The organism is Rhodoblastus acidophilus, from assembly GCF_025961575.1.
Taxonomy (GTDB): Bacteria; Pseudomonadota; Alphaproteobacteria; order Rhizobiales; family Beijerinckiaceae; genus Rhodoblastus; species Rhodoblastus acidophilus_C.
The window spans coordinates 249743-272335 of sequence record NZ_JAOQNX010000001.1 but is presented as its reverse complement, the minus strand read 5'-3'; the positions used below and the strand labels follow the sequence as shown (position 1 = coordinate 272335).

The window sequence follows — 22593 nt, the reverse complement described above, 5'->3', positions numbered from 1 at the left end:
TGGGATTCCTCCCTCGCAATCACGAAGAAAGAATCGCATTGTTCAAGCCAGTTGGGAATCCCCCATTGAATCTGAAGCCGCCGAACGCGCTCTAGCGGAAATGCGTGAAATTAGGGCGCGAATAGACGCGATTGATAAGGAGCGGTCAGAACTTGATGCCGCCCTTGACGCAATTACCGGTCAGCAAGTGCTTGAGGGGTTTGCCAAGAAGGTCTTTGGTGAGCAAGTCGTCTTTAAGCCCCTTCCGGACAGAACAATAAAGGGCGCGGTTCTTTGGACGCTCTCAGAACATGCTGATGGGATGATAGCTCTAGACTTGCTCGCGGAGGTGAACCGGCGCCTAGGGACTTCATATCAGCGCACCAGCCTGAGCCCGCAGCTTTCAAGGCTTAAGTCTGAGGGGAAGATCATCTTGGAAGGGAATGTCTGGAAATTGGCTCCGACAACTGACACAGCCGGACCCGCCCCATGGCAAACTAACATCAACGCAACGGCAATGGAATATAGGCACATGAACCAATACGACTTAGACGCAAACGGAATTATCAGCCCATCCAAAAGCTCTCTTGTCTTATTGTTTGCGCGAAGCCTGCTATTTTCTTCTTTCAACGACAACAGTTCGTCGGCATTTGCCGTAAACTGCACCATTATGGTGGTATATCTCTGCTGCCAGTCAATTGGCTCAGTGACAGGAAGTGATGATGGTGCGCGATCAAGATCATCAAGGCTTATTTTTTTGTCATTTTCCGTCACGGCCAGCCATCGCTAATGCAACATAATGCTGTCTTGTTTCTTCTTTGTCTAACTTGGAGTTTCTGCCGCGTTCAAAATATGCTTTATACCAAGGGGTACCTGTCTCATGCGTCATACGCGACAACAGTGAGGCGCTAAAAGGCCCATACTTTCTCCAAACGTGCTCAATTACAGCGATTTCCTCGGGAGCCAAGTCAGCTCTAATTTCTTCTTTTGTAGCCGGGTCAGCAAGTGTGCAGTTTTTTCCTTTATATCCAAAGTCCCGCACATGATCCCAGATCGACCTAAAAACAGGGCCGTTATCCCATGCTTGCGGGTCTTCTTCAATTAGGGCGAAGCCATTGATGGCGAGATTCCAGCCGTTCGCAATATATGCGAGTTTTTGAATATACATTTGCTGAGGGATGGAGCATGATCCGCGCCGTCGCAAAAATTCGTTCGCGATAGCTTGAGCAGAGTAGTTGGGCATCGGTCCATCTCCTCTCTCAGAAGCATGCCGGCATAAAGATATCGTTATGCGATGTCATCAATTCTATCATTTACAAGAGATGGCGTCCAAGCGAATTTCAGCAAGGCGCCCAATGAATTTGACACAATCAGGTTTAGGCCGTCCGTCCAGACCGAGCTTCTGCCCGCTTCTCGCCGCGAATTTCCCGCCGCTTTGAAGCAGTCATAAGAAGTTTGCCGAATCCGATAAGCGGCGCCTTTCTCAGCACCCTATCGCTTTCGTCCAGCAATAAGCCTACAGCCACCGCCGGACGCCGTGGTGCCGCGAACAGGTCCCGCGTCGGTGATGCGAATAGCTACGGCTACCGTCTCGGCAGATCGCCATCTTATGGGCGCCGTGGCGTCCGCATGAGGGCGAGTGGACAATGACCCCGTAATAGTTGCGGTAGTGGCGCCGGTTGCAGCGATACGCTTCTGCGTCAGAGGCGAGCGAAACAAAGAACAGGGCGGCCAGCACCAGGGCAAATCTCTTCATGGCAATCCCCCAAAATAACCTTAGGGAATCTGCAGGGTCTGGCTTCCGTTGTCCATAAGCTTAACGGCGTCGCGGCTCGCGAGGAAATTCGGCCGAATTACTTGACCGCCGCCGAATTCAGAGTCCTTTTAAGAAGGTCAGGCGAACGATTCTGATTCTCCGATCCGATGATCGCTCACTCTTTCCGCGCGGGGTGGCGACCCCGGAAAGGAGGTGAGATGAATGCAGTTCGATTTCTGGCCCAACACGGTGAAGACCGTCTTTGTGCGGGAATATGACCGGCGCCGGTTTGGTAAGTGGGAGCATGTTTGCTCCCACTTCCGGCGGCCACCGCGCTAACGGAGGTTGATACCCTGAACTCGGCGACCCTTAGGGGTCGCTCTTTTTTTGGCTACATAATAGCCTGAAGGCAGGATAAGCTATCCACTTGAAAAGTAAAGATTTTTTAAATCGAATCAAAATCAAAGGGTTAACAAGCTAAATAGCCAACCAGACCCTTACGCCCTTCCGCTTCCCAATGTCGCCGACCGTCCCCCGCTTCGCGGCCATGGAAAGCGCCTGCACGATCCGAAACGATACGGACTTCCTCAGAACCTTATCGCCTTCATCCAGCCCCTTGGCGCGGACGACGCGCAAGGCAAGCTCTCTGGTGTCTAGCGGTCCTTCCTGAGACAACGCGGCGCGGCAAAGCTTCACGATCTCCCCGCGCTTGAAGAGGTGACGAACCTCGACATAGACCGGGAACTGTTCGGGCTCGCCGTTCAACTCGAAAAGCCGCAGCGTCGTATTCACCGCTGAGAGGTCGCGCTTGGCTTCCTCTATCTTGGCTTCATATGCGGCAATTACGGATTCGATTTCATCGCGCTTGCGACGGAGAATGGAGATTGCGAGGGGGTCGGCCATTTTTAGCCCCACGCTCTCATAACTTTGGGGCATATGCCATGACTATTAGCGTTGAAATAAAATGCATAAATAAGAGCGACCGCCAAAATGCTCACGAAAGAATAAAGAACGTTGGCGGCATCAATGGCGATGGTTCTCGGTGGAGACTCACGGAGGACGCCGCTATCGCTGGGATGAAAGACGGCAAGTGGAGCTTTTGGACCAATGGCGGTGGCAGAACCGCAAAGGTGATAATCGCAAGGAGTGCCGGAGGGAAAGAATACCTCAAGACGGAGAGCGATGGGGTTCACCCGAATAATCTTCTTGCCCTTCCTGAATGCCCATAGCGACAGCATAGGGCGCGGCGAACCCGGACGGTTCACGCGCCCACTCCAAGGCTTGCTGAGCGGCATAAAGCGCCTCGCGCCGCTCAGAATTTTTCGGGTCAAGAATTCCATTCCGCAGTCTATCAAGCTCGCGCTGAACGAAGCCGCACATTGTCCTACCTCGCTGTAATCGCGGCAATACGCCGCTTGGTGAGTTTGCTACCTAATGCCGGATAGTCGAGCGCGCGCAAGGCGGCGACGAATTGTGCGGCGACGGCGGCCTCGCGGCGCATGGGCGCGATGATTGTGTAGGTGGGCAGTTCCGCGTCGCGCAGGGGGCGAGTCTTCGGCGTTGACGCGTTGGGGGAGGAAGCGGCCGTGGCGCACAGCCGCACATAAATGCCGCCATAAAACAGCGAGGACAGGATCAGGGAAACGATGTCGAACACGTTGCGCCAGACCGCCATCACACCCGCGATCAGGCCGATGCTGGCGATGATGAAGAAGAAATTGCTCCAGCGCAGTTGCGGCGCACAGGCGGAAAGGCGCGGCTCCGCGCGCGACAGCGCGAAGGCGGCGTCGTCCGCCAGCGCCCGCCGTCCGGCCTCGCGCACCAGCGCCGAGAATTTCTTTGGCGGGCAGATGGCGATGCGATGGCGCGCGACGCCGTACAGCGCCAAAAGTTCGGCGACCTGACGACCGCGCGGCGACAGCACCCAATCAAAAGCTTCGCGGCTCGGATCGGCGCGGGCGACGCTCGCCCGCAGCGCCGCGCGATAGTCGAAGCCGGGCGCGAGCGTCGCGGCGCCTTCGAGGCAGGGACAGTTCAGCCGCCGCGCCAGCGCGCGGTAGTAAAAATCCTCAGTGATCAGACCTTCCGCAATCAGCAGTTCATCGGCGCCGACGCCCTGGTATCGCGCGCGCCGCGCCGCCCAGCCCAGCATGTCGAGATCGACTCCGGCCTCCACGAGGAAGCCAATCTCTGTCGGCAGCGAATTTCTCGTCTCGGGCGCCTGCAACGGCCCTCGCCTGTGGTAAGAGTTCGGGGACAAGAGAGAGCTGAAATGCCGGTTGAGCTCCAAGACCCCTTTATCCCGAACTTCCTGCGGCAGGCCAAGCGCGCGATCGCCACAGCCTTGATAATTAATGTTTTTCTCGCATCAGGTTGTATTTTTGGCCCCTTGCGCGCGGAGGGCGTGTTCTTGCCGGCCTTCTCCGATCCGCATCGCCGGCCGGAACCGCCGGGGCCCGGCAAGCAGGCGTTGCGCTTTCTCACCACCGACGATTATCCGCCGTTCGCCTTTGTCGATCCCGAGGGGGCGCTCGCGGGTTTCAACGTCGAAGTGGCCCGGGCGATTTGCGAGCAATTGCAGGCGAGCTGCACCATACAGCCACGTCACTGGGAAAATCTTCTCGACGCTCTCGACGCCAAGGAGGGCGACGCGCTGATCGCATCGATCAAACCCGCCGCCGCCGAGGGGCGGGCGATCTTCACCGAACCCTATTATTTTACGCCCGCGCGCTTCGTCGCCGTGGCGGGCGCCCCGGCGCTCGATGTGCGACCGGAAGGTCTCGCCGACAAGAAAATCGGCGTCGAGGCGGGTGGCGCCCACGAAGCGTTCCTGCGCCGTTTTTTCCCGCGCGTGGTTGTGGTTCCGTTCGACTCGCGTGAAAAAATGATGCGCGCCGTGCTGGAGAAGCAGGTCGATGCCGGTTTTGGCGACGCCATTTCGCTCAGCCAGTGGATGAACGAGACGCCGGGCTGCGCTTTCGTCGGCGGCGCCTGGCTGGAGCCCGCCTATTTCGGCGAGGGCGTTGGCGTCGCCGTGCGCCCCGACGACCAGGAGACGCGGCGCAAGCTGAACTGGGCTCTGCAAAAGCTGGATGAATCCGGCAAGCTCGCGGAGCTCTATCTCAAATATTTCCCGGTCAGCATCTATTAAGCGACGAGAAGGCGCTCGCCGAAAAACGCCGCAGCGAGTCCCATGCCTTCGGGCGTGATGCAATGATCGACGCCGGGCAGCACATGGCTTCGCACATCCAGTTTCAGGGCGCGCAAGGCCTCTGCCGCCGCCACGCCCTCGGCGGCGGGGATCACCGAATCCGCGTCGCCGTGGATGATCAGGACCGGCGCCTGCGTTGGCGTGAACGGCGGTGGCGAGGCGAGCCGGGTGGAAAAACCGGCGACAGCGAGCAAAGGCCATCTTCCCGTGACCAGCGCGTCCAGCGCCATCATCCCGCCTTGCGAAAATCCGCACAAGCCGACGCGATTGCGTCCCGCGACCAGCGCCCGAAGCACGGCGTCGAAGGCGGTTCGGGCGCCGACGATCCGGCGTCGGCGGTTTTCCGGGGTGATGTCGTCGAGGCTGAACCACTGGAAACCGAACGGGGTGGGGAAGGGCGCGTCGGGCGCCACGACATCGACGCCTGGCAAATGTTCCGCCAAAAAAACGCGCAACGGGTCGAGGTTCGCGCCGTCGGCGTTCACGCCATGCAGCAGGATGATCAGGGGACGCGCCATATTCAAAGACCGAGATTGGAAAGGTCGGGGCCGCGCGGAACGATGCCGTTCGGGTTCAGCGCCTTGATCGAATAATAGCCGCGCTTGATGTGGTCGATGCTGACGGTCTCGCGGACGCCGGGAAGATCGAGAACGCGCTTCAGCCAGGCGCTCAGGGCTGGGTAGTCGGTGAGGCGCCGCTTGTTGCATTTGAACAGGCCGTGATAGGCGGCGTCGAAGCGAATCAGCGTGACAAACAGGCGGATGTCGGTTTCGACAAGGTTGGGGCCGAACAGGAAGGGGCCTGCGCCTGCAACCCGCGTCTCCAAAGCGTCGAGCATGGCGAACACATCTTCATAGGCTTCGTCATAGGCCCGTTGCGTCGTGGCGAATCCGGCGCGGTACACCCCATTGTTGAGGCGCGGATAGATTTCGTCGTTGAGCGCGTCGATTTTTGCGCGAAGTGGCTCCGGGTAGAGGTCGAGCGCGTCGCTGGCCAGGGCGCCGAATCCGGTGGTTAGCATCCGCAGGATGTCGGCGGATTCGTTGTTGACGATGGTCTGGCGTTGCTTGTCCCACAGCACCGGCACGGTGGCCCGTCCCGTGACATGCGGATCGGCGCGGGTGTAGATTTCGTGCAGATAGGTCGCGCCGTTGACCACGTCTCGGGTCGCCGCGGGATAATCGCCGAATCTCCAGCCCTGGTCGGTCAATGCGGGTTCGACGATCGAAACGCTGAGGACCGCTTCGAGGCCTTTGAGCTTGCGGGCCATCAGGGTTCGCGACGCCCAGGGGCAGATCAGCGCTGCGTAAAGATGATAGCGCCCCGCCTCGGCTTTGAAGCCGCCCTCACCCGTGGGGCCAGGCGCGCCGTCGGGCGTCACCCAGTTGCGAAAGGTTGAGGTCTGGCGCACGAAGCCGCCCTTGCCGTCTGTCGCCTGAACGGGCTGCCAATTCTCCGACCATTTGCCATCGACGAGCATGTTCTTCTCCGTTTGCGCAAAAGCTGTTTGCGCCGGCGCTCCTTGTCAATCCAGGTCCGCGCCGGCAGGATGGCGAAAAGGGACGCGCACATGAGCCTGATCCATTATGAAGATTTCGCGCCTGGGGAGACGCGGACCTATGGCGCCTACGGTTTTTCCGAGGAAGCTATCATCGGCTTCGCGGCGGAATATGACGCGCAGACCTTTCATATGGACGCCGAACTGGCGAAGCGCACCCTGCTTGGCGGGCTCGCGGCCTCTGGCTGGCACACTTGTTCCGCCCTGATGCGGATGATGGTGGACGATTGGCTGGGCGGCAGCGCCTGTCTTGCCGGGATTGGCATCGAGGATAACCGCTGGCTCGCCCCGGTGCGGCCCGGCGATTGTCTCAGCGCAGAGACCCGAACGTTGGAAAAGACGGATCTGCGCTCCCGGCCTGACGCCGGCATCGTGAAGTTCGAGACGATCCTGCGCAACCAGAACAGCGTCGAGGTGATGCGGCAGACCGGCTCGACCCTTTTTGCCCGGCGTGAGCCCCTCAAAGAGCTTCCGCCGGAATCACCGCGCCGTGCGGCCCCGCCTGCGCCGCCGCCGCGCATCGACGATAGGCTTGCCGCTCTTCCCGACGATTATGCGCGCGCAAAAGTCGGCGCCTACGCCGATCTGGGCGAAAAGCTGTTTTCGGCTTCCTACATCAGGGCCTATGCGCAAGCTTTCGACCCGTTCCCCTTCCATCTCGATGAAGCTGCGGGCAAAAATCACGTGCTCGGCGCCATGTCGGCGGCGGGCCTGCAAACGGCTTGCTGCTGGATGCGCCAGTTCATTGCGCTGCGGCGGGAGGCGGCGGGCGGCGAGGTGCCGAGCCGCGCCTCGCCGGGATTTGCGAATCTGGTCTGGCGCAAGCCGGTGCTGGTCGGCGACCGCATCCGCTTCTCCACCCAGGTGATCGCGAAACGCCCGATCTCGAAACCGGGGCTGGGTCTGGTTCAGAGCCTCAATACCGCCGTCAACCAGCGGGGCGAACGGGTAATGGATTTCACCGCCGCGGTTATCACCCCGCTTGCGTCTTGATCATTTCTGCGGCGCGGCCGCGTCCTTCGCGGGCCAGGAGAAATCGTCGGCGCGGCCGGCTTTCGCCGGGGCGCCGGGGGGACGGGTGACATTCGCTGGCGCAGGCAGGCTGGCGAGCGAGCCGCCCGGAGAAAGCGCCTGATCGTTCAAGGGCAGAACCTTGCCGACAAGGGTCGGGGCGGGAGGCGGCTGGGGCGCGGCGACCGCCGGCTCCGTTCCGCCGGGCGCGGCGGGTTGAGCTGGCGCGTCGGGCGAAACGGCGGCGGGCTGTTCCGGCTGCGTGGGCGGCGCCGTCTGAAGCGACGCCAGAACCTTCTTGATTTCCGGTTCGACGAAATAGGCGGCCTTGCGCGCGCCGGCCGGACTGAAATGGACGCCATCGGCGCTGCGCAGTCGGACGATCGCGCCATTCACATCCGGTCCCGACGCCTTGTAGACAGAATTGACGTCGGAAAACGCCTCCCAGAGGTCGACGTAATGCGCCCCGGCGGCGGTCGCGTTCTGCTTGGCGATGTCGTTGAAGATGAGCGCCGCTTTCGACAGGGCGGCGTTGCGCATGATCGGCAGGCCGACCCAGACCAGCGGCACGTTCTTGTCGCGGAAGAATGCTGCGATTTCCTCCACGCGTCGGGCGTAAGCCTCGTTGAATTCCTTGGACAAGGGCTCCAGCGCGCGTCCCGCGTCCTGACGCAGGGCCTGATTGTCGTTGACGCCGATCTGCATCACCGCCATGTCGACGCGCTGCGGCCCTTCGAGCAGGGCCGTCGCGCCCTTGCGCCAGTCGTAGAAGTCGTCGCGGACCAGACCGCTGTCGTCCTGCGCCTTGTTGAGGACGAGCACCCGGCGATCCCCCGAAAAAGCGTCCTCGAGACCTCTGGCGAGAATCGCCGCCTCGGAATCGCCGAGCACCGCGACGACGAAACTGCCTTGCTGCTGTTGCGCCGCCTGATCTCCCGCTTGTGGAACGACGGCGCCAGCGCCTTGCGCCTCGGCCGGACGCGCGGGGTTTTCCTTGGCGATGCGGCGCTCGCGCGGATGCGGCGCGGCTCGGACCTTGGGGCGGATTTGCGGGGGGCGCGCAACACGCGGGCGGTAGCGCTGCGTGTTTGACGGACGTCCGCCGAAAAGCGTGCCGAAGAAATCGGATATGGCGTCCTGCGCCTCGGCCGGACCGGCGAGCGACAGCGCGCACACGAGCGCAAGCAAACGGCGGCGGCGGATCAGAAAGCGCAGCATGCGCTTCTTATAGCCTTTTTCCCGAGACGAGGCGAGACTCTTCAGCGCGTTATCGCGGCAGGAGCTGCGGCATGGCTGCTTCGGGCGTCAAGCGCCACGAAGGCGAGGGAGCCGCCGAGGAGGACCATCAGGATCAGACGAAAGAGGGGGGCCAGACGGCAAGCCGCCGGATCCGTGCGGCGTTGGCTGCGGACGTAAGCGAACTCGCGGCTGTCGATGGGAGCAAGGATCACGGCGCCTCGCGAAGTCAGTCGAACCAGGTGGGAGGATGGGACGCAAAGGTTAATGTGACGTTAACCATGCTTGGCGCAACTCAGTCCTGGGTCCGGCTGAAGGTCCGGTGGTCCAGCGTGTCGGGCTTGGCGCCGAAGCGCGTGGGCGCGCCGGCGACGGGGGTTGCCGCGAGCGGATCGACCTTGGCTGCGGCCCGCAGCGCCGGCGCCGCGGCGGCCCCGGCGCGATGGGCCGTCGGCGCCAGCATGGGCGCGAGTGCGGCCCGGTCGACACGCGCCGGCGCCATGGGCGGGGTCCCGCGCGTCTGCTCGGCCTTGGCCGCGGCGGCGGGCCTCAGGGCTTGCAGGGAGGGCCGCGGCGGCGGCAGCGGGGCGGAATTGTCCTGGGGGCGATTGTCCTGGGGCCGCGCCGGCGTGGCGTAGGCGAGGGGCGCGCCGGCGTCGCTGGGGCGCAGCTTGGGGAAGCTGCCGCCATGGGTGATGACCGACGGCAATGCGGCGAGGTCCACAGGCCGGGGCGGCGGCGTCGGCGCATCGGCGACCAGCTCGTCCAGCGCGGCGGGACGTTTGGGCGGAAGCGGAGCGCTGTCCAGCGGATGCGGCTGGTCGTCCTTGGCCTCTTCCTCGATGGGCTGCGGCTTGGGCGCCTCCGGCCGGGCGTCCGTCTCAGCTGGTTCGAGCCTCGCGGGCTGAACGGCGGCGGGCGGCGGCGCGGCGGCCGGAGCCGGCGCGGGGCTGACCGCGGGCGGGGCGCCCATAAAAGTTTCGCCGCGCGGCAAATTGGTCTCGGCCTTGGCCATGATGCGGCGTTGCGGTTCGAGCGGCGCGCCGCCCTCGTCGTCCTCGCCGCCGTCGGCGACCTGCCGGCGCGCGTTGCGACCGGCGGCGCGGCTCGGTTGGGCGGACGCGACTTGCCGCGCTTCGTCCTCGTCGTCGCCGCCGCCGAACAAGGCGGCGAAAAAGCCGCGAATCCCGCCCGAGCTTTGCGCCTCGGCGACCGAAATGGCCTCGCCGCCGCGCGCCAGAATTTCCGCGCGGGCTTCCTCATAGCCTGGCAGCAGTTTGCCGTTGCTCGGAATATGAACGGTCTTTCCGTCCGGAAACAATTGCGCGAGCTGCTCGTAGGTCATGCGCGGCCAGTGGCGCACGCCGCCGACGTCGAGATGCACGAAGGGGGTGCCGGCATTGGGATAATAGCCGACGCCGCCGCGCTGCATGCGCATGCCGATCTCGCGAATCCGCGCCATGGACAGGCCCGGGATGGTCGTGTCCATCGCCTTGCCGAGCATGTGCTGCGAATGTTTGGCCACGGCGCGAGAACGCCGGCGCAGCATGGCGTTGGTCGAGGGACAACGATAGGCCGAGACCACGACGATGGGATCGTCGGGACCCATGCGGTCAGCCGAGCGATAGGCCTCCCACAGCACGTCGAACAGCTTGGGGTCCATATGGGTCGGTTCGTCATTGCGCCAGTCGCGCAGGAACCAGTTCAGTTTCTCCAGCGTCGCCGCGTCGTAATGTCCGTTGACCCGGAAGGTCGCCGCGATGGTTTCCTTGCTGTGGGAATGATAGAGAAAGAGCGTGCGGGTGTCGCCGTTGGCGGCGGCGGATTCCAGCGCGTTGGGCGCAAGCGTCGAAAATGCGGCGAGCAGCGCTGCGAAGGTTTTGGCGCGTCCGCGCCAGCGAATTTTGTTGGCCTTCGTGTGTGCTCGAAAAAAAGCGGTCTTGAGGTTCGCCAAGATCAATCGCGCTCCAATCGGCTCGTCCGGCGCGCATTGGCGTCCGCTCAGGTTTTACGAACCATTGACGATATTCGTTAACGCTTAGTTTCGGAGGCAACCCTTACACCAGCCGATGGGAAAAAGCCACGCCCAAGACGGGGACGGCGCTTGTCGCCGCATTGTCGCGGGCGCCGCGCCGTAGCGTCGTTTTGACGCGGGCCGCGCCGTCCCTCTAAAGTCGTTTCGTCTCCCACGGGTGGACCCCGCCCGAATCAAGGATTGCCGATGATCAGCTTCCGCTCGCCTTCGTTCGTCAGCCTCGCCCTGCTCGTCGCCGCGCCGGCGCTGGCGCAGGCCGCGGACATCTCCCTCGACAACGTTTCCCTGCCAACGGGCGAGCACAGCAAGATCACGTTCAAGCATATCGACCTCGTCGATACGAACCTCACCACCGAAGAGGCGAACAAGCTGTTTTCCGGCGCCTTGTCGCGCGAAGCCGTGGCCGACCTCGTGGGAAAACTCAAGGCCGCGCGCATCGCCGTCAATGAAGCCACCGCGACCTCGGACAAGCCGGGGTCGATCGTGTTTCGCGACCTGACGGGCGAGGGGATCGATCAGGGCGCCATCGCGCATCTTTCGCTGGGCGGCGTCGACGCGGACATTCCCGGCGACACCGGCGGCGCGATCACCTTCAAAAGCCAGAAGATCGCCGTTGACGGCGTGCAGATCCGCAACCTCGCCGAGGCCATCAAGACTGGCCAGGCGTCGGCCGCGCAGGCGCGGATCAGCCGCGCCGCCTGGGGCGGCTTCGATCTCAGCGCGCCGGACAAGGACACGCCCGCGGGGGCCGACGGCGGCAACCTCATTCGGATTCATCTGAATTCGGCCGAGGCGGAACAGAGCTTCGATGGCGATACGCCTGCAAAATCTTCGTTCGTCGCCAGCGGCTTTTCGGTCGCCATGCCCAAGGCTTCGCAGGCCGGCGCCACGCTGACGGCGCTGGGCTATGACAAGATCGAAGCCACCATGAAATTCGCCGGCGCCTACCAGGCCGCGACCAAAACCTTTGTGCTCGACGATTACTCGCTCGATTTCGCCAAGCTCGGTTCGATTGGCGTCAGCGCGAAACTGGGCGGCGTCGAAAAGGCTGCTTTTGGCGGCGACGCGGCGGCGACCTCCGCCGCGATCCAGGCCTCCGAGGTTCAATCGGTCCAGCTGAAGCTAGTCAACGCCGGCGCGCTCGAAAAGGCGGTGGCGCTGACGGCGCTTTCAAAAAGCCAGACGCCGGACGCGGTCAAGGCGGACTGGAGCATGATCGCGGCGCAGGGGCCGCTGCTGGCGCCGAACATTCCCGCCGCCGCGACGCTGTCGCAGGGACTGCTCAAGTTCATCGCGAATGGCAAGAACCTGACCCTGTCGTTCAACGCCAAAGCGCCCGCTCCGAAAATCTCGGAATTGCAAGGGATCAACGATCCTGCGCAGGTGGTCGCGCGCTTCGACGTGGCGGCGGCTGCCGACGGCTCGGCGCCGCCGTTGACTGCGCCTGCCGCGCCGTCGTCGACTCTGGCGCAAGCGGCCGAGCCCGCGCCGGCGCAAAAACTCACGGGTCTGGCCGCCTGGAGCGCGCTCGTCGGCAACACCGTTTCGGGCAAGGATTCAGACGGACTGCCGCTCAGCGAATTCTACGCGCCCAACGGCGTGGTCAAACAGCTCGACGATGACGAGACCGCGACCGGCAAGTGGATCGTACGCGGCGAAAACGTCTGCTTTATCTTCCCGGGCGAGAAGGAGGAGACCTGTTACAAGGTCGAAGTCGCCGGAGACATCGCCACGTTCATCGACGAGGATGGCGACGGCAAGCGCTACACCATTCTGAAGGGCAACGCGAAGAGCCTTTGAGGAGGCGCGCCGCCCTCTCTCCGCGGGCGCGGGGAGAGGGGACGATTATCCCCCAACGCCCAGCCGCTTCTTCACTTCCGCCGCATAGCCGTAGACATCGTCGAAGGCATGAAGCTGGCCGTAATCATCGACCGTCCGGGTGAAATAGCCGATGTGGACCGGCAGCGGCGACGGCAGGTTGATGCGCCGCTCGCTCTTGCCATACATTTTTTCGATGCGCTGCTCGGTCCAGCCGTTTTGCGGGCCGCCAAGGATGGCGACGGCCCAGGCCAAGGGCTGGTCGACGCGCATGCAGCCGTGGCTGAAGGCCCGCTTCGCCTGCGAAAACAGATGCCGCGACGGCGTGTCATGCATGTAGACCGCATAGCGGTTGGGGAAGATGAATTTCAGCCGTCCCAGCGCGTTGCGCTCGCCCGGCGGCTGCCGCGCGAACATCATTCCGTTCTGGTAGACCACATCGAAACCGGACTGGGCCCGGCCGCCCCATTCGTTGCGGATGATGCTCTGCGGCACGTACCAGGCGGGATTGACCACCAGATATTGCATTTCATCGGAAAACAGCGGCGTCGGCGTGTTCGGCTTGCCGACGACGATCCGGTGCGTGGCAACCAGCGTCTCGCCGCGATAGAGGCGCGCCGTGAATTCGGGGACATTGACCATGATCCGGTCCGCCCCGAGTTCGCGAGGCATCCAGCGCCACATTTCCATATTCGCGAGAAGATCGGCTTCCTGCGCCGCCTTGGTCATGGCGGCGGCGATGGGGGCGCGCGCGTCGCTGGCGCGTCGCTTCGAACTCGCGGGCTCGCGTTCGGCGAGCACGATCGGGCCTTCGCGCAGGCTCGCCAGCTTGTCGCGCAGGGCGCGATAGCCGGGGTGCGTGGGATTGTAAGACGCCAGTCGCGCATCCGCATCCGCCGCGCCCGCCGTCTCCTCCAGCGCTTTCGCCGCTGAAACCACCTCCGGCTTGCGGTCGATCAGCTTGCTGATGCGCGCTGGCGCGATGCGGCCGCCGCTGGCCTGGAACGCATAGGCCGCGACCGCCTGGGCCAGTGCGACCTCACCCGTGGCGAGTGCGTTATCCGGCCCCGCATCAAGCGAGAAGACGCGCCAGGCGCGCAGGTCGAGACCGTCTTCTGGGGCCTTTTGCAATCGGTCGAACACGCCGCGCGCCTGGGCGGTCCATCCGCCTGCGCCGAAGAAAATCGGCGCGTCGCCATGTTCGGCGTAAAAAGCGTCGACGGCGCGCAGCACCGCCTGTCGATCAGCGGACATGGATTGCGTCGCCGCGCGCGTGAGCGCCGCGCGGATGGCGGTATTGACGGCGGGCTTTTGCGGCCCGGCGGCCTCTGGCGCGCTGTCAGGCTTGGCCTCGTCGGCCTTGACGTCTTCGCTCTTTACGTCTTCGCTCTTGGCTTGCGGGGCGACGTCCGGGATCGAGCCGGTCGTGTCAGCCGTCTGGCCGCGAACGTTTCCGCTGGCCGAAACGACCAGGGTCAACGCGAGAAAAGCGGCCTTGCCAAGGGCTTCCGCCCTGGCGCGCGCCGAGACATCGACAGGCGATTTCATCTGTGAACCCCATGTCGGCCGCACGACGACACCTTGACCGGGGCAGACACGCCCCTATCAAGAGCCGATCGAACGGCAAATGCAAGGCGCGTCGGCCACGCGCACGAATTTTTTACGCGGCGTCGGCGCCGCCGCCACTATTCTCGTCGGCCAAGCCGAAATCCTTCATCTTGCGGTACAACGTCGAGCGCCCGATCCCGAGTTTCCGGGCCATTTCCGACATCTGCCCACGATAGTGCGTGAGGGCGAAGCGGATCACGTCCTCTTCAAGCGCCTCAAGCTTGCGCACGTCGCCGTTCTCGTCGAGCAGGCGCAGCACGTTGGGGTCGCGCACCTCGACGCGGACGATCTCGCGCTGGGTTGGCGCCATCCCGACCGGCGCGGGCGCGGGCGGCACGCGCACGTCAAAACCTTCGACATGGGCGGCGATTTGCGGGAATTCCGCGACGGTCAATTCATCGCCATCAGACAGCACCACCGCACGGAACAGAGCGTTTTCGAGCTGGCGGACGTTTCCGGGCCAATCATAGGTGGACAGCAGCGACAGGGTCTCGGCGGTCAGCCCGCGCAGGCGCTTGCCCTCCTCCGCCGCAAAACGGGCAAGAAACCGGCGGGCGAGATCGGGCACGTCGGCGCGGCGGTTGCGCAGCGGCGGGATGGAAATCGGGAAGACGTTGAGCCGGTAATAGAGATCCTCGCGGAATTCGCCTCTTTTCACCAGTTCGATCAAATTCTTGTTGGTGGCGGAGATCAGCCGCACGTCGACGCGCACACTTTTGCGCGCGCCCACCGGGTCAATTTCGCCTTCCTGCAAGGCGCGCAAGAGCTTGACCTGGGCGTCCAGAGGCAATTCCCCGACCTCGTCGAGGAAAATAGTTCCGCCATTGGCCTCGACGAATTTTCCGGTGTGTTTTTCCGTGGCGCCGGTAAACGCCCCCTTCTCGTGGCCGAATAGAATGGATTCGACCAGATTGTGCGGCAGCGCCCCGCAATTGACGGTGACGAACGGCTTGCCCTTCCGGTCCGAACCGCCCTGGATCGCGCGGGCCATCAATTCCTTGCCGACGCCGGATTCGCCTTCGATCAGCACGGGAATGTTCGACTTGGCGGCGCGCTCGCCGAGGCGAACGGCCCGCATCATGTCTTCCGAGCGCGTGAAAATGTCCTTGAACGTCAGCGCGCCCGCCGCCTTGCGGCCGATGCGGCGGATCTCGTCCTCCAGCGCGTCGAAGCGCAGGGCGTTCTTGATCGAGATTTGCAGGCGCTCGGCGCCGACCGGCTTGACGACGAAATCGAGCGCGCCGGCGCGCATGGCCGAAATCACTGTTTCAATGGAGCCGTGGGCCGTCTGCACGATCACCGGCGTGGTGATCCCCCGTTCGCGCATGCGTCCGAGCACGCCCATCCCGTCGAGGTCGGGCATCACCAGGTCGAGAATCAGCAGATCGACGGGCGGTTTCTCGGCCGCTTGCAGACGATCGAGCGCCGGCTCGCCGCCGTCCACCGATTCGACGTCATATCCGAAACGGCGCACCATCGCTTCGAGCAGGCGGCGCTGAACCGGATCATCGTCGGCGATCAGAACGGTCGAAGTCATGTGTCACTTTCGGGTGAGGCCGGCGGGCCTCTTTCGTTGCGTACATGCTGCGACATTACGGTAAATGCGATGTTAATGGCGCGAAGGCGGTTGATCCCCGCGCCAAACACGCCAATATGTCATCAGCAGCCCCTCCCGGAGCCTCGCGCGTCTTCGCCCATGAACATTTACGATTCCTTTCCTGATTCGCCCGCGAACGCGGGCGCCGAAAAGCTCGACGACTTGCCCGTCTGGCGTCTCGACGACCTTTACCCTGGCCTGGACTCGCCGGAATTCGCCGCCGATCTCGCCAGGACGGCGCAGGAATGCCGCGCTTTCGCCGAAACCTACCGGGGCAAGCTCGCGGGCCTGCTCGCCGAGGGTGGCGCGGGGCTGTTCGAGGCGATCAGGGTCTATGAGCAGATCGACGATCTCATCACCCGCATCATGTCCTATGCGGGCCTGGTCTATGCCGAGAACACGCTCGATCCGGTTCGGGCGAAATTTTATGGCGACGCCCAGGAAAAGATCACCGCCGCCTCGACGGATTTGCTGTTCTTCCAGCTCGAGCTGAATCGCCTCGACGACGCGGCGCTCACCGCCGCCATGGCGCAAAAGCCGCTGGATCACTTCCGGCCCTGGCTCGAGGATTTGCGGCGCGAAAAGCCGTATCAGCTTGAAGACAGGATCGAGCAGCTTTTTCACGAAAAATCGGTCACCGGCCACGCCGCCTGGAACCGGCTGTTTGACGAGACCATCGCGGGCCTGCGTTTCGTCGTCGACGGCAAGGAGCTGACGCTCGAGCCGGCCTTGAATTTGCTTCAGGACCGCGATCCCGCGCTGCGCGAGGCGGCGGCCAAGGCCATTGGCGCGACGCTGAAGGAGAAGCTGGGGCTCTTCACCCTCATCTCCAACGTGCTCGCCAAGGACAAGTCGATTTCCGACCAGTGGCGCGGTTTTGTCGATGTCGCGGACTCCCGGCACCTGTCCAATCGCGTCGAGGGCGAGGTGGTGAACGCCATGGTGAGCGCCGTGCGCGCCGCCTATCCCCGTCTGTCGCACCGCTATTACAAGCTGAAGGCGAGCTGGTTCGGTAAGGACAAGCTGATGTACTGGGATCGCAACGCGCCCCTGCCGGACGCGCCGCAGACCAGCTACAGCTGGACTCAGGCCCGTGACGCCGTGCTCACCGCTTACGCTGGCTTTTCGCCTGATATGGCCGGGATCGCGAAACGGTTTTTCGACGGCTCCTGGATCGATGCGCCGGTGCGGCCCGGCAAGGCGCCCGGCGCCTTCGCCCATCCGACCAGCCCCAGCGTCCACCCCTATGTGCTGCTGAACTACCAGGGCAAGCCGCGCGACGTGATGACCCTCGCCCATGAATTGGGCCATGGCGTGCATCAGGTGCTGGCGGCGCCCCAGGGGCCGCTGATGGCGCCGACGCCGCTGACGCTTGCGGAAACCGCCTCGGTGTTCGGTGAGATGCTGACGTTTCGCGCGCTGCTGGCGGAGGCCAAGGACCCCGCGGAGCGCCGGGTGCTGCTGGCCTCCAAAGTCGAGGATATGCTCAACACCGTGGTGCGGCAGATCGCCTTCTACAGTTTCGAGCGCAAGCTGCACGAGGAGCGCAAGAACGGCGAGCTCACTGCGGAGCAAGTTTGCGAACTGTGGATGAGCGTGCAGGGTGAAAGCCTCGGGCCCGCCATCGAATTCGGCCCCGGTTATGAAACCTACTGGGCCTATATTCCGCACTTCATCCATTCGCCCTTTTATGTCTACGCCTATGCCTTCGGCGACTGCCTGGTGAATTCGCTTTACGGCGTCTACCAGCGCGCCGAGCCCGGCTTTGTCGAAAAATACTTTGCTCTGCTTTCGGCGGGCGGCTCCAAACATTACAGCGAATTGCTGGCGCCTTTCGGCCTGGACGCGCGCGATCCCTCGTTCTGGGCGATCGGCCTGTCGATGATCGAGAGCATGATCGACGAGCTGGAAAAGCTCTGATGCTGGCGCTGCTTTGGCTGGTGGTGCTGTGGGGGGCGGCGGTTTTCGCTGCTTTGGTGGCGTTCAATCTGCTGTTGGCGCGGTTGATCGAACGCTGGGTTCCGCCTATCGGCCAGTTCGTCGAGATCGACGGATTGCGGCTCCACTACATCGACAGCGGCGCAAAACTGGGCCAAGACGGGCCGCCGCTGCTATTTGTCCACGGTTGGCTTGGCCAGCTCAACCATTATTCCTATGCGCTGGCGGCGCTGTTTCCTGAGCGCCGCGTGGTGCTGGTCGATCGTCCCGGCTGCGGCTACTCCCAGGCCGCGCGCACCTCGACCATTGCGGAGAACGCCGCCGTGCTCTCCGCCTTCATCGACAAGATCGGCCTGGAAAAACCGCTTGTCGTCGGGCATTCGCTGGGCGGCGCGATCGCGCTGTCTCTGGCGCTCGACCATGCCGGGAAAATCGCCGGTCTCGCGCTGATCGCGCCCTTCACCCAGTTCCTGTCGGCCTCCGCCTTCTACAAGGCGATGGCCGAGCAGGGACGTGTTTCGCGATGGATTTCCGCCTGGTTGCTGGGGCCAGTGCTCTCGGTGTTGCGTTCCGCATCGCCGGCCAATCCCGGTTTCGCGCCCGAGTCTGTTCCAAAGAATTTTTGGCGGGGTGCTGGCGGCGCGCTGCCTCTGCGCGCCAACGCTCTGCTCGCGGGGGCGCTGGAATTGCCGGCGCAGCAGCGCGAACTCGAGGCCATGAGGGAGCGATACGGGTCGATTTCGCACCCTGTCAGCATTCTGTTTGGCGCCGGCGACCGGCTGCTGGACCCCAAGGCGCAGGGCGAAGCCTTTTGCGCCCTTGCGCCGACGGCGGACCTCAAAGTGATCGACGGCGGCCACTGCCTGCCCATGACTCAGCCGAAACATTGCGAAACTTTTATCCGCGCGGCCCTGGCGCGACAGTGAGGAACAAAGCGATGGATTTGAAAGGTGGTTTCCTGGCGAGTGTTCTTCTGTTCGCTGGCGTGGGCGCCGCTGGCGCGCTGGAGCTGAAAAGTCCTGATATCGCGCCCGGCGCGACCATCGCCGACAAATTCGTGTTCAAGGGATTCGGCTGCGAGGGCGCCAATCTATCGCCCGCATTGGAATGGAGCGGGGCGCCGGAGGGGACGAAGAGTTTTGCTCTGCTCGTCCATGACCCGGACGCGCCGACCGGCGGGGCCGGTTTTTGGCATTGGGTGGTGATCGACATTCCGGCCGACGTATCTTCGCTGAAGCAGGGCGCGCCGGTTCCGGCGGGCGCGAAGGAAATCTCCACCGATTTCGGCGCGCCCGGCTATGGCGGTCCCTGTCCGCCCAAGGGAGACAAGCCGCACCATTACAATTTCACCCTCTATGCGCTGAAAGTGGCCAAGCTTGATCTGCCGCCAAATGCGACGGCGTCGCTGACGGGCTTCATGGTCAACGCCAATGCGCTGGGCAAGGCGACTTTAACCGGTGTTTATGGCCGGTGAAGCCCTCGGCTCAGCTTTCCTGACGACGTCGAGTCCTCATCCCCCGCCTTCTCATGCGGGAGAAGGAGCCAGCGCTCGCCTTTTGCGGAAGTCCATGACAGACGACGAATCAAATCGCTTTGGCGCCCGCGCCGCCCGATATGCCGCCGTCGGCGCCCAGGCCGGGGGGCTCGCCGCCCGCATGATCTCGGGCCGGTTGTTGGGCCGCGAGCCCGATCCGCAAAAACTCGCCGTGGCGCTTGGCGGGCTCAAGGGGCCGCTGATGAAGGCGGCGCAATTTCTGGCGACCATTCCGGAAATTCTGCCCGACGATTACGCAGAGGCGCTCGCCGAATTGCAGAGCGAGGCGCCGCCCATGGGGGCCGCCTTTGTCTCGCGGCGCATGGCCTCCGAACTCGGGCCAGACTGGCGCAAGCGTTTCGACACCTTCGAGATGAAGCCGGCTTTCGCCGCTTCGCTCGGGCAGGTGCATCGCGCCACCACGCTGGATGGCGCAGAGGTCGCGGCCAAACTGCAATATCCCGACATGGCCTCGACCGTTGAGGCCGATCTCGCTCAGCTCGACCTGGCGCTGTCGCTGCAGCGCCGCATGAACGGTTCTGTGGACGCCAGCGACGCCTATGTCGAACTGGCGGCGCGGCTGCGCGAGGAGCTGGACTATCGCCGTGAGGCCAGCAACGCCAAGCTCTACGGCGCGATGTTCGCCGGACGAGCCGACATTCGCGTTCCCGCCGTCCATGACGCGCTCTCCACCGGGCGGCTGTTGACCCTTTCGTGGCTCGAAGGCGAAAAACTGCTCAGCTTCAAGGATCACGCGGACCAGGAGCGGCGCAACGCCGTGGCGAGAGCCATTTTTATGGCGTGGTGGTTGCCCTATGTGCGCTTCGGCGTGATCCACGGCGATCCGCACCTCGGCAATTACACGGTTTTTGGCGACGGCGCCGGGATCAACCTGCTCGACTACGGCTGCATCCGGGTCTTCCCGCCGGGCGTGGTCGGTGCGGTGATCCAGCTTTATCGCGGATTGCGGGCTGACGATAGCGAAGCCATCGCCGAAGCCTACACCGGCTGGGGCTTTCGCAACCTCAATGACGATTTGATCGATGCGTTGACGGTTTGGGCGCGGTTTCTGCTGGGCCCGCTGCTGGAGGATCGCGAACGCGCCGTGGCCGATGAGGGGCCAGTCGGCAGCTATGGCCGCGCCGAGGCGCGGGAGGTGCGCGCGCGCCTGCGTCAATTTGGCCCAGTGCGGCTGCCGCGTGAATTCGTGTTCATGCATCGCGCCGCGCTAGGCTTGAGCGGCGCCTTCCTGCATCTGCGCGCGCGCGTAAACTTTCACCTTCTGTTCGAGGAGGCGCTCGCGGATTTCTCGGTCGAATCCATCGCGGAGCGGCAACAGGCGCTGCTGGCGCAGGTCGGCTGGACGCCTTCGGACGCGCCGGTTTGAGTCCAAAGTGGGGCGTGGACCTAGCATCCGCGCCTTTGCCAATTACAAAAAGTTCTATATCAATTTCCGAACCCTTATGGCAGTGGCTTGACGTCGCGGCCTGTGGAAGAATTGCGCCACAATGGCGCCCGCGACATGAAAGTCTTGCGAGAGGAGAGGACAATGACGGCGCAACCCAAGTCTGTCGATCCCACGGATCGGAAGACGACGGCGCTCGTCGTGATCCATTCCGACGCCCCTCACACGCACTAACCCCACCGTCCCTGCCCGGCAGCGGGCGGAATTGTCCAGACCCGCGGTCCAGCGGGCCCAATCGGAGTTATTCATGCGTATTGCCGTTCCCGCCGAAACCCGCGACCGCGAGGCGCGCGTCGCGGCGACCCCCGACACAATCAAGAAATACATCGCCCTCGGGGCCGAGGTGGTGGTGCAAAAGGGCGCCGGCGCGGGCGCCGGCATCACAGACGCCGATTTCGAAAAGGCCGGCGCGACCATCGCCCCCAACGCCCAGGCGACCGTCGCCAAGGCCGATGTGGTGCTCTGCGTGCGCCGTCCCGAGCCGCAAGCCCTTTCCGGGGTCAATCCCGACGCTGTGGTGCTAGCGGTGATGGACCCGTATGGCCAGGAGCGGCTGATCAAGGCTTTGGCCGGCGTCGGCGTGCGCGCCTTCGCCATGGAGCTGATGCCGCGCATCACCCGCGCCCAGTCCATGGACGTGCTGTCGTCCCAGGCCAATCTCGCCGGCTATCGCGCGGTGATCGAGGGCGCCGATGAATTCCATCGCGTGCTGCCGATGATGATGACCGCCGCTGGCACCGTGCCCGCCGCCAAAGTGTTCGTCATGGGCGTCGGCGTCGCCGGCTTGCAGGCCATCGCCACGGCAAAACGTCTTGGCGCGGTGGTGACCGCCACCGACGTGCGTCCCGCCACCAAGGAGCAGGTGGAGTCGCTGGGCGGCAAGTTCCTGGCCGTCGAGGACGAGGAGTTCAAGCAGGCGCAGACGGCAGGCGGCTACGCCAAGGAAATGTCCAAGGAATATCAGGCGAAGCAGGCCGAACTGGTCGCCTCGCACATTTCGAAGCAGGACATTGTCATCACCACCGCGCTGATCCCCGGCCGTCCCGCGCCGAAGCTGGTGTCGGCCGCCATGGTCGCCTCGATGCGTCCCGGCTCGATCATCGTCGACATTGCGGCTGAGCGCGGCGGCAATTGCGAGCTGACCAAGCCCGGCGAGATTTTCGTCAGCCCCAATGGGGTCAAGGTGATCGGCTCGCTGAACCTCGCCAGCCATCTCGCGGCGACGGCGTCGGCCCTCTATGCCAAAAACCTGCTCACCTTCCTCGAAACCATGATCGACAAGGAAAGCAAATCCGTCGTCGTCAATGAGGAAGACGAATTGATCAAGGCGACCCTGCTCACCAAGGGCGGCGCCGTCGTTCATCCGAATTTCCAGGCCTAAAAACCCCCATTTTCCGGAGAAGCCTTCATGGCCCAAGACCCCTCAGTTGCGGTTGACCGCGCGCAGAGCGCCGCTCAGGCGCTGCGCAGCGCCGCCGACGCCGCCCAGAACTATGCCGACCAGATGGCCGCCGCCGCGCATGCCGTCAGCGGCGGCGCCATCGACCCCTTTGTCTTCCGTCTCGCCTTGTTCGTTCTCGCCGTTTTCGTCGGCTATTACGTGGTGTGGTCGGTGACGCCGGCGCTGCACACGCCGCTAATGTCGGTGACCAACGCCATTTCCTCCGTGATCGTGGTCGGCGCGCTGCTCGCGGTCGGCGTCGAACTCGTGGACACCCCGGACTCCGGCTCCGGCTGGGCGCGCGGCTTCGGTTTTGTCGCGCTGATCCTCGCCTCCGTGAATATTTTCGGCGGCTTCCTCGTCACCCAGCGCATGCTGGCCATGTACAAGAAGAAGGGCTGACCTC

At 63.6% G+C, this 22593-nt stretch carries 21 protein-coding genes; 11 read left to right on the top strand and 10 right to left on the bottom strand.

Annotated elements, in window-relative coordinates; translation table 11 throughout:
- On the top strand, positions 1 to 769 hold a 769-nt coding region (locus tag M2320_RS01245; RefSeq protein WP_264595733.1), incomplete at its 5' end, for a hypothetical protein.
- Here the strand turns inward: M2320_RS01245 and M2320_RS01240 are convergent.
- From M2320_RS01240 to M2320_RS01235, 3 genes are all read right to left on the bottom strand, one after another.
- Positions 740 to 1222 (bottom strand): Panacea domain-containing protein, encoded by a 483-nt coding sequence (locus M2320_RS01240; RefSeq protein ID WP_264595732.1) that lies wholly within the window; start codon positions 1220 to 1222, stop codon positions 740 to 742. The two genes, M2320_RS01245 and M2320_RS01240, sit on opposite strands and share 30 nt — an antisense overlap.
- A gap of 273 nt (positions 1223 to 1495) precedes the next feature.
- Positions 1496 to 1735, bottom strand: a complete 240-nt coding sequence (locus M2320_RS23335; protein WP_425540638.1) for a DUF3761 domain-containing protein — start codon at positions 1733 to 1735, stop codon at positions 1496 to 1498.
- 477 nt (positions 1736 to 2212) lie between these two features.
- Positions 2213 to 2638 carry a hypothetical protein gene (locus M2320_RS01235; RefSeq protein WP_264595731.1) on the bottom strand — a complete coding sequence of 142 codons (426 nt, stop codon included), beginning with the start codon at positions 2636 to 2638 and terminating at the stop codon, positions 2213 to 2215.
- Here M2320_RS01235 and M2320_RS01230 point away from each other — a divergent pair.
- Entirely contained in the window at positions 2569 to 2964 is a 396-nt protein-coding gene (locus M2320_RS01230) for a DUF3892 domain-containing protein (protein ID WP_319801401.1), read from the top strand. The genes M2320_RS01235 and M2320_RS01230 overlap by 70 nt on opposite strands.
- A gap of 155 nt (positions 2965 to 3119) precedes the next feature.
- On the opposite strand, the gene M2320_RS01225 is transcribed toward M2320_RS01230, so the two are convergent.
- Positions 3120 to 3962: a hypothetical protein gene (locus tag M2320_RS01225; RefSeq protein WP_264595729.1), complete on the bottom strand. Its 843-nt coding sequence runs from the start codon at positions 3960 to 3962 to the stop codon at positions 3120 to 3122.
- Between the two features lie 45 nt (positions 3963 to 4007).
- Here M2320_RS01225 and M2320_RS01220 point away from each other — a divergent pair, with 45 nt between their 5' ends.
- A complete protein-coding gene (locus M2320_RS01220; RefSeq protein ID WP_264595728.1) occupies positions 4008 to 4886 on the top strand; it encodes a transporter substrate-binding domain-containing protein in 879 nt (292 codons plus the stop codon).
- Here M2320_RS01220 and M2320_RS01215 read toward each other — a convergent pair.
- Positions 4883 to 5464 (bottom strand): alpha/beta hydrolase, encoded by a 582-nt coding sequence (locus M2320_RS01215; protein WP_264595727.1) that lies wholly within the window; start codon positions 5462 to 5464, stop codon positions 4883 to 4885. The two genes, M2320_RS01220 and M2320_RS01215, sit on opposite strands and share 4 nt — an antisense overlap.
- A 2-nt stretch (positions 5465 to 5466) precedes the next feature.
- On the bottom strand, positions 5467 to 6426 hold the full coding sequence (locus tag M2320_RS01210) for a glutathione S-transferase family protein (protein WP_264595726.1): 960 nt from the start codon (positions 6424 to 6426) through the stop codon (positions 5467 to 5469).
- Positions 6427 to 6516: 90 nt separating this feature from the next.
- Between M2320_RS01210 and M2320_RS01205 the strand changes: the two genes are divergently transcribed.
- Positions 6517 to 7497 carry a MaoC/PaaZ C-terminal domain-containing protein gene (locus M2320_RS01205; protein ID WP_264595725.1) on the top strand — a complete coding sequence of 327 codons (981 nt, stop codon included), beginning with the start codon at positions 6517 to 6519 and terminating at the stop codon, positions 7495 to 7497.
- Here the strand turns inward: M2320_RS01205 and M2320_RS01200 are convergent, their stop codons facing one another.
- On the bottom strand, positions 7498 to 8733 hold the full coding sequence (locus tag M2320_RS01200; protein ID WP_264595724.1) for an SGNH/GDSL hydrolase family protein: 1236 nt from the start codon (positions 8731 to 8733) through the stop codon (positions 7498 to 7500).
- A gap of 313 nt (positions 8734 to 9046) precedes the next feature.
- Positions 9047 to 10711: a DUF882 domain-containing protein gene (locus tag M2320_RS01195; RefSeq protein WP_264595723.1), complete on the bottom strand. Its 1665-nt coding sequence runs from the start codon at positions 10709 to 10711 to the stop codon at positions 9047 to 9049.
- Positions 10712 to 10972: 261 nt separating this feature from the next.
- Between M2320_RS01195 and M2320_RS01190 the strand changes: the two genes are divergently transcribed.
- Positions 10973 to 12586: a hypothetical protein gene (locus M2320_RS01190; RefSeq protein WP_264595722.1), complete on the top strand. Its 1614-nt coding sequence runs from the start codon at positions 10973 to 10975 to the stop codon at positions 12584 to 12586.
- A gap of 45 nt (positions 12587 to 12631) precedes the next feature.
- Here M2320_RS01190 and M2320_RS01185 read toward each other — a convergent pair whose 3' ends face one another.
- Complete coding sequence (locus M2320_RS01185; protein WP_264595721.1) at positions 12632 to 14152, bottom strand: L,D-transpeptidase family protein; 1521 nt, start codon at positions 14150 to 14152, stop codon at positions 12632 to 12634.
- A gap of 112 nt (positions 14153 to 14264) precedes the next feature.
- On the bottom strand, positions 14265 to 15749 hold the full coding sequence (locus M2320_RS01180; RefSeq protein WP_264595720.1) for a sigma-54-dependent transcriptional regulator: 1485 nt from the start codon (positions 15747 to 15749) through the stop codon (positions 14265 to 14267).
- Positions 15750 to 15908: 159 nt separating this feature from the next.
- On the opposite strand from M2320_RS01180, the gene M2320_RS01175 reads away from it, so the two are divergent.
- The 6 genes from M2320_RS01175 (at position 15909) to M2320_RS01150 (ending at position 22589) form a co-directional block, all read left to right on the top strand.
- A complete protein-coding gene (locus M2320_RS01175; protein WP_264595719.1) occupies positions 15909 to 17729 on the top strand; it encodes a M3 family oligoendopeptidase in 1821 nt (606 codons plus the stop codon).
- On the top strand, positions 17729 to 18673 hold the full coding sequence (locus M2320_RS01170) for an alpha/beta fold hydrolase (RefSeq protein ID WP_264595718.1): 945 nt from the start codon (positions 17729 to 17731) through the stop codon (positions 18671 to 18673). The genes M2320_RS01175 and M2320_RS01170 overlap by 1 nt, the downstream gene beginning before the upstream one ends.
- Positions 18674 to 18684: 11 nt before the next feature.
- Entirely contained in the window at positions 18685 to 19221 is a 537-nt protein-coding gene (locus M2320_RS01165) for a YbhB/YbcL family Raf kinase inhibitor-like protein (RefSeq protein WP_264595717.1), read from the top strand.
- A gap of 94 nt (positions 19222 to 19315) precedes the next feature.
- Entirely contained in the window at positions 19316 to 20668 is a 1353-nt protein-coding gene (locus tag M2320_RS01160) for an ABC1 kinase family protein (protein WP_264595716.1), read from the top strand.
- 325 nt (positions 20669 to 20993) lie between these two features.
- Positions 20994 to 22127 (top strand): Re/Si-specific NAD(P)(+) transhydrogenase subunit alpha, encoded by a 1134-nt coding sequence (locus M2320_RS01155; RefSeq protein WP_264595715.1) that lies wholly within the window; start codon positions 20994 to 20996, stop codon positions 22125 to 22127.
- A gap of 27 nt (positions 22128 to 22154) precedes the next feature.
- Complete coding sequence (locus M2320_RS01150) at positions 22155 to 22589, top strand: proton-translocating transhydrogenase family protein (protein ID WP_184426278.1); 435 nt, start codon at positions 22155 to 22157, stop codon at positions 22587 to 22589.
- Positions 22590 to 22593: the final 4 nt, after the last annotated feature.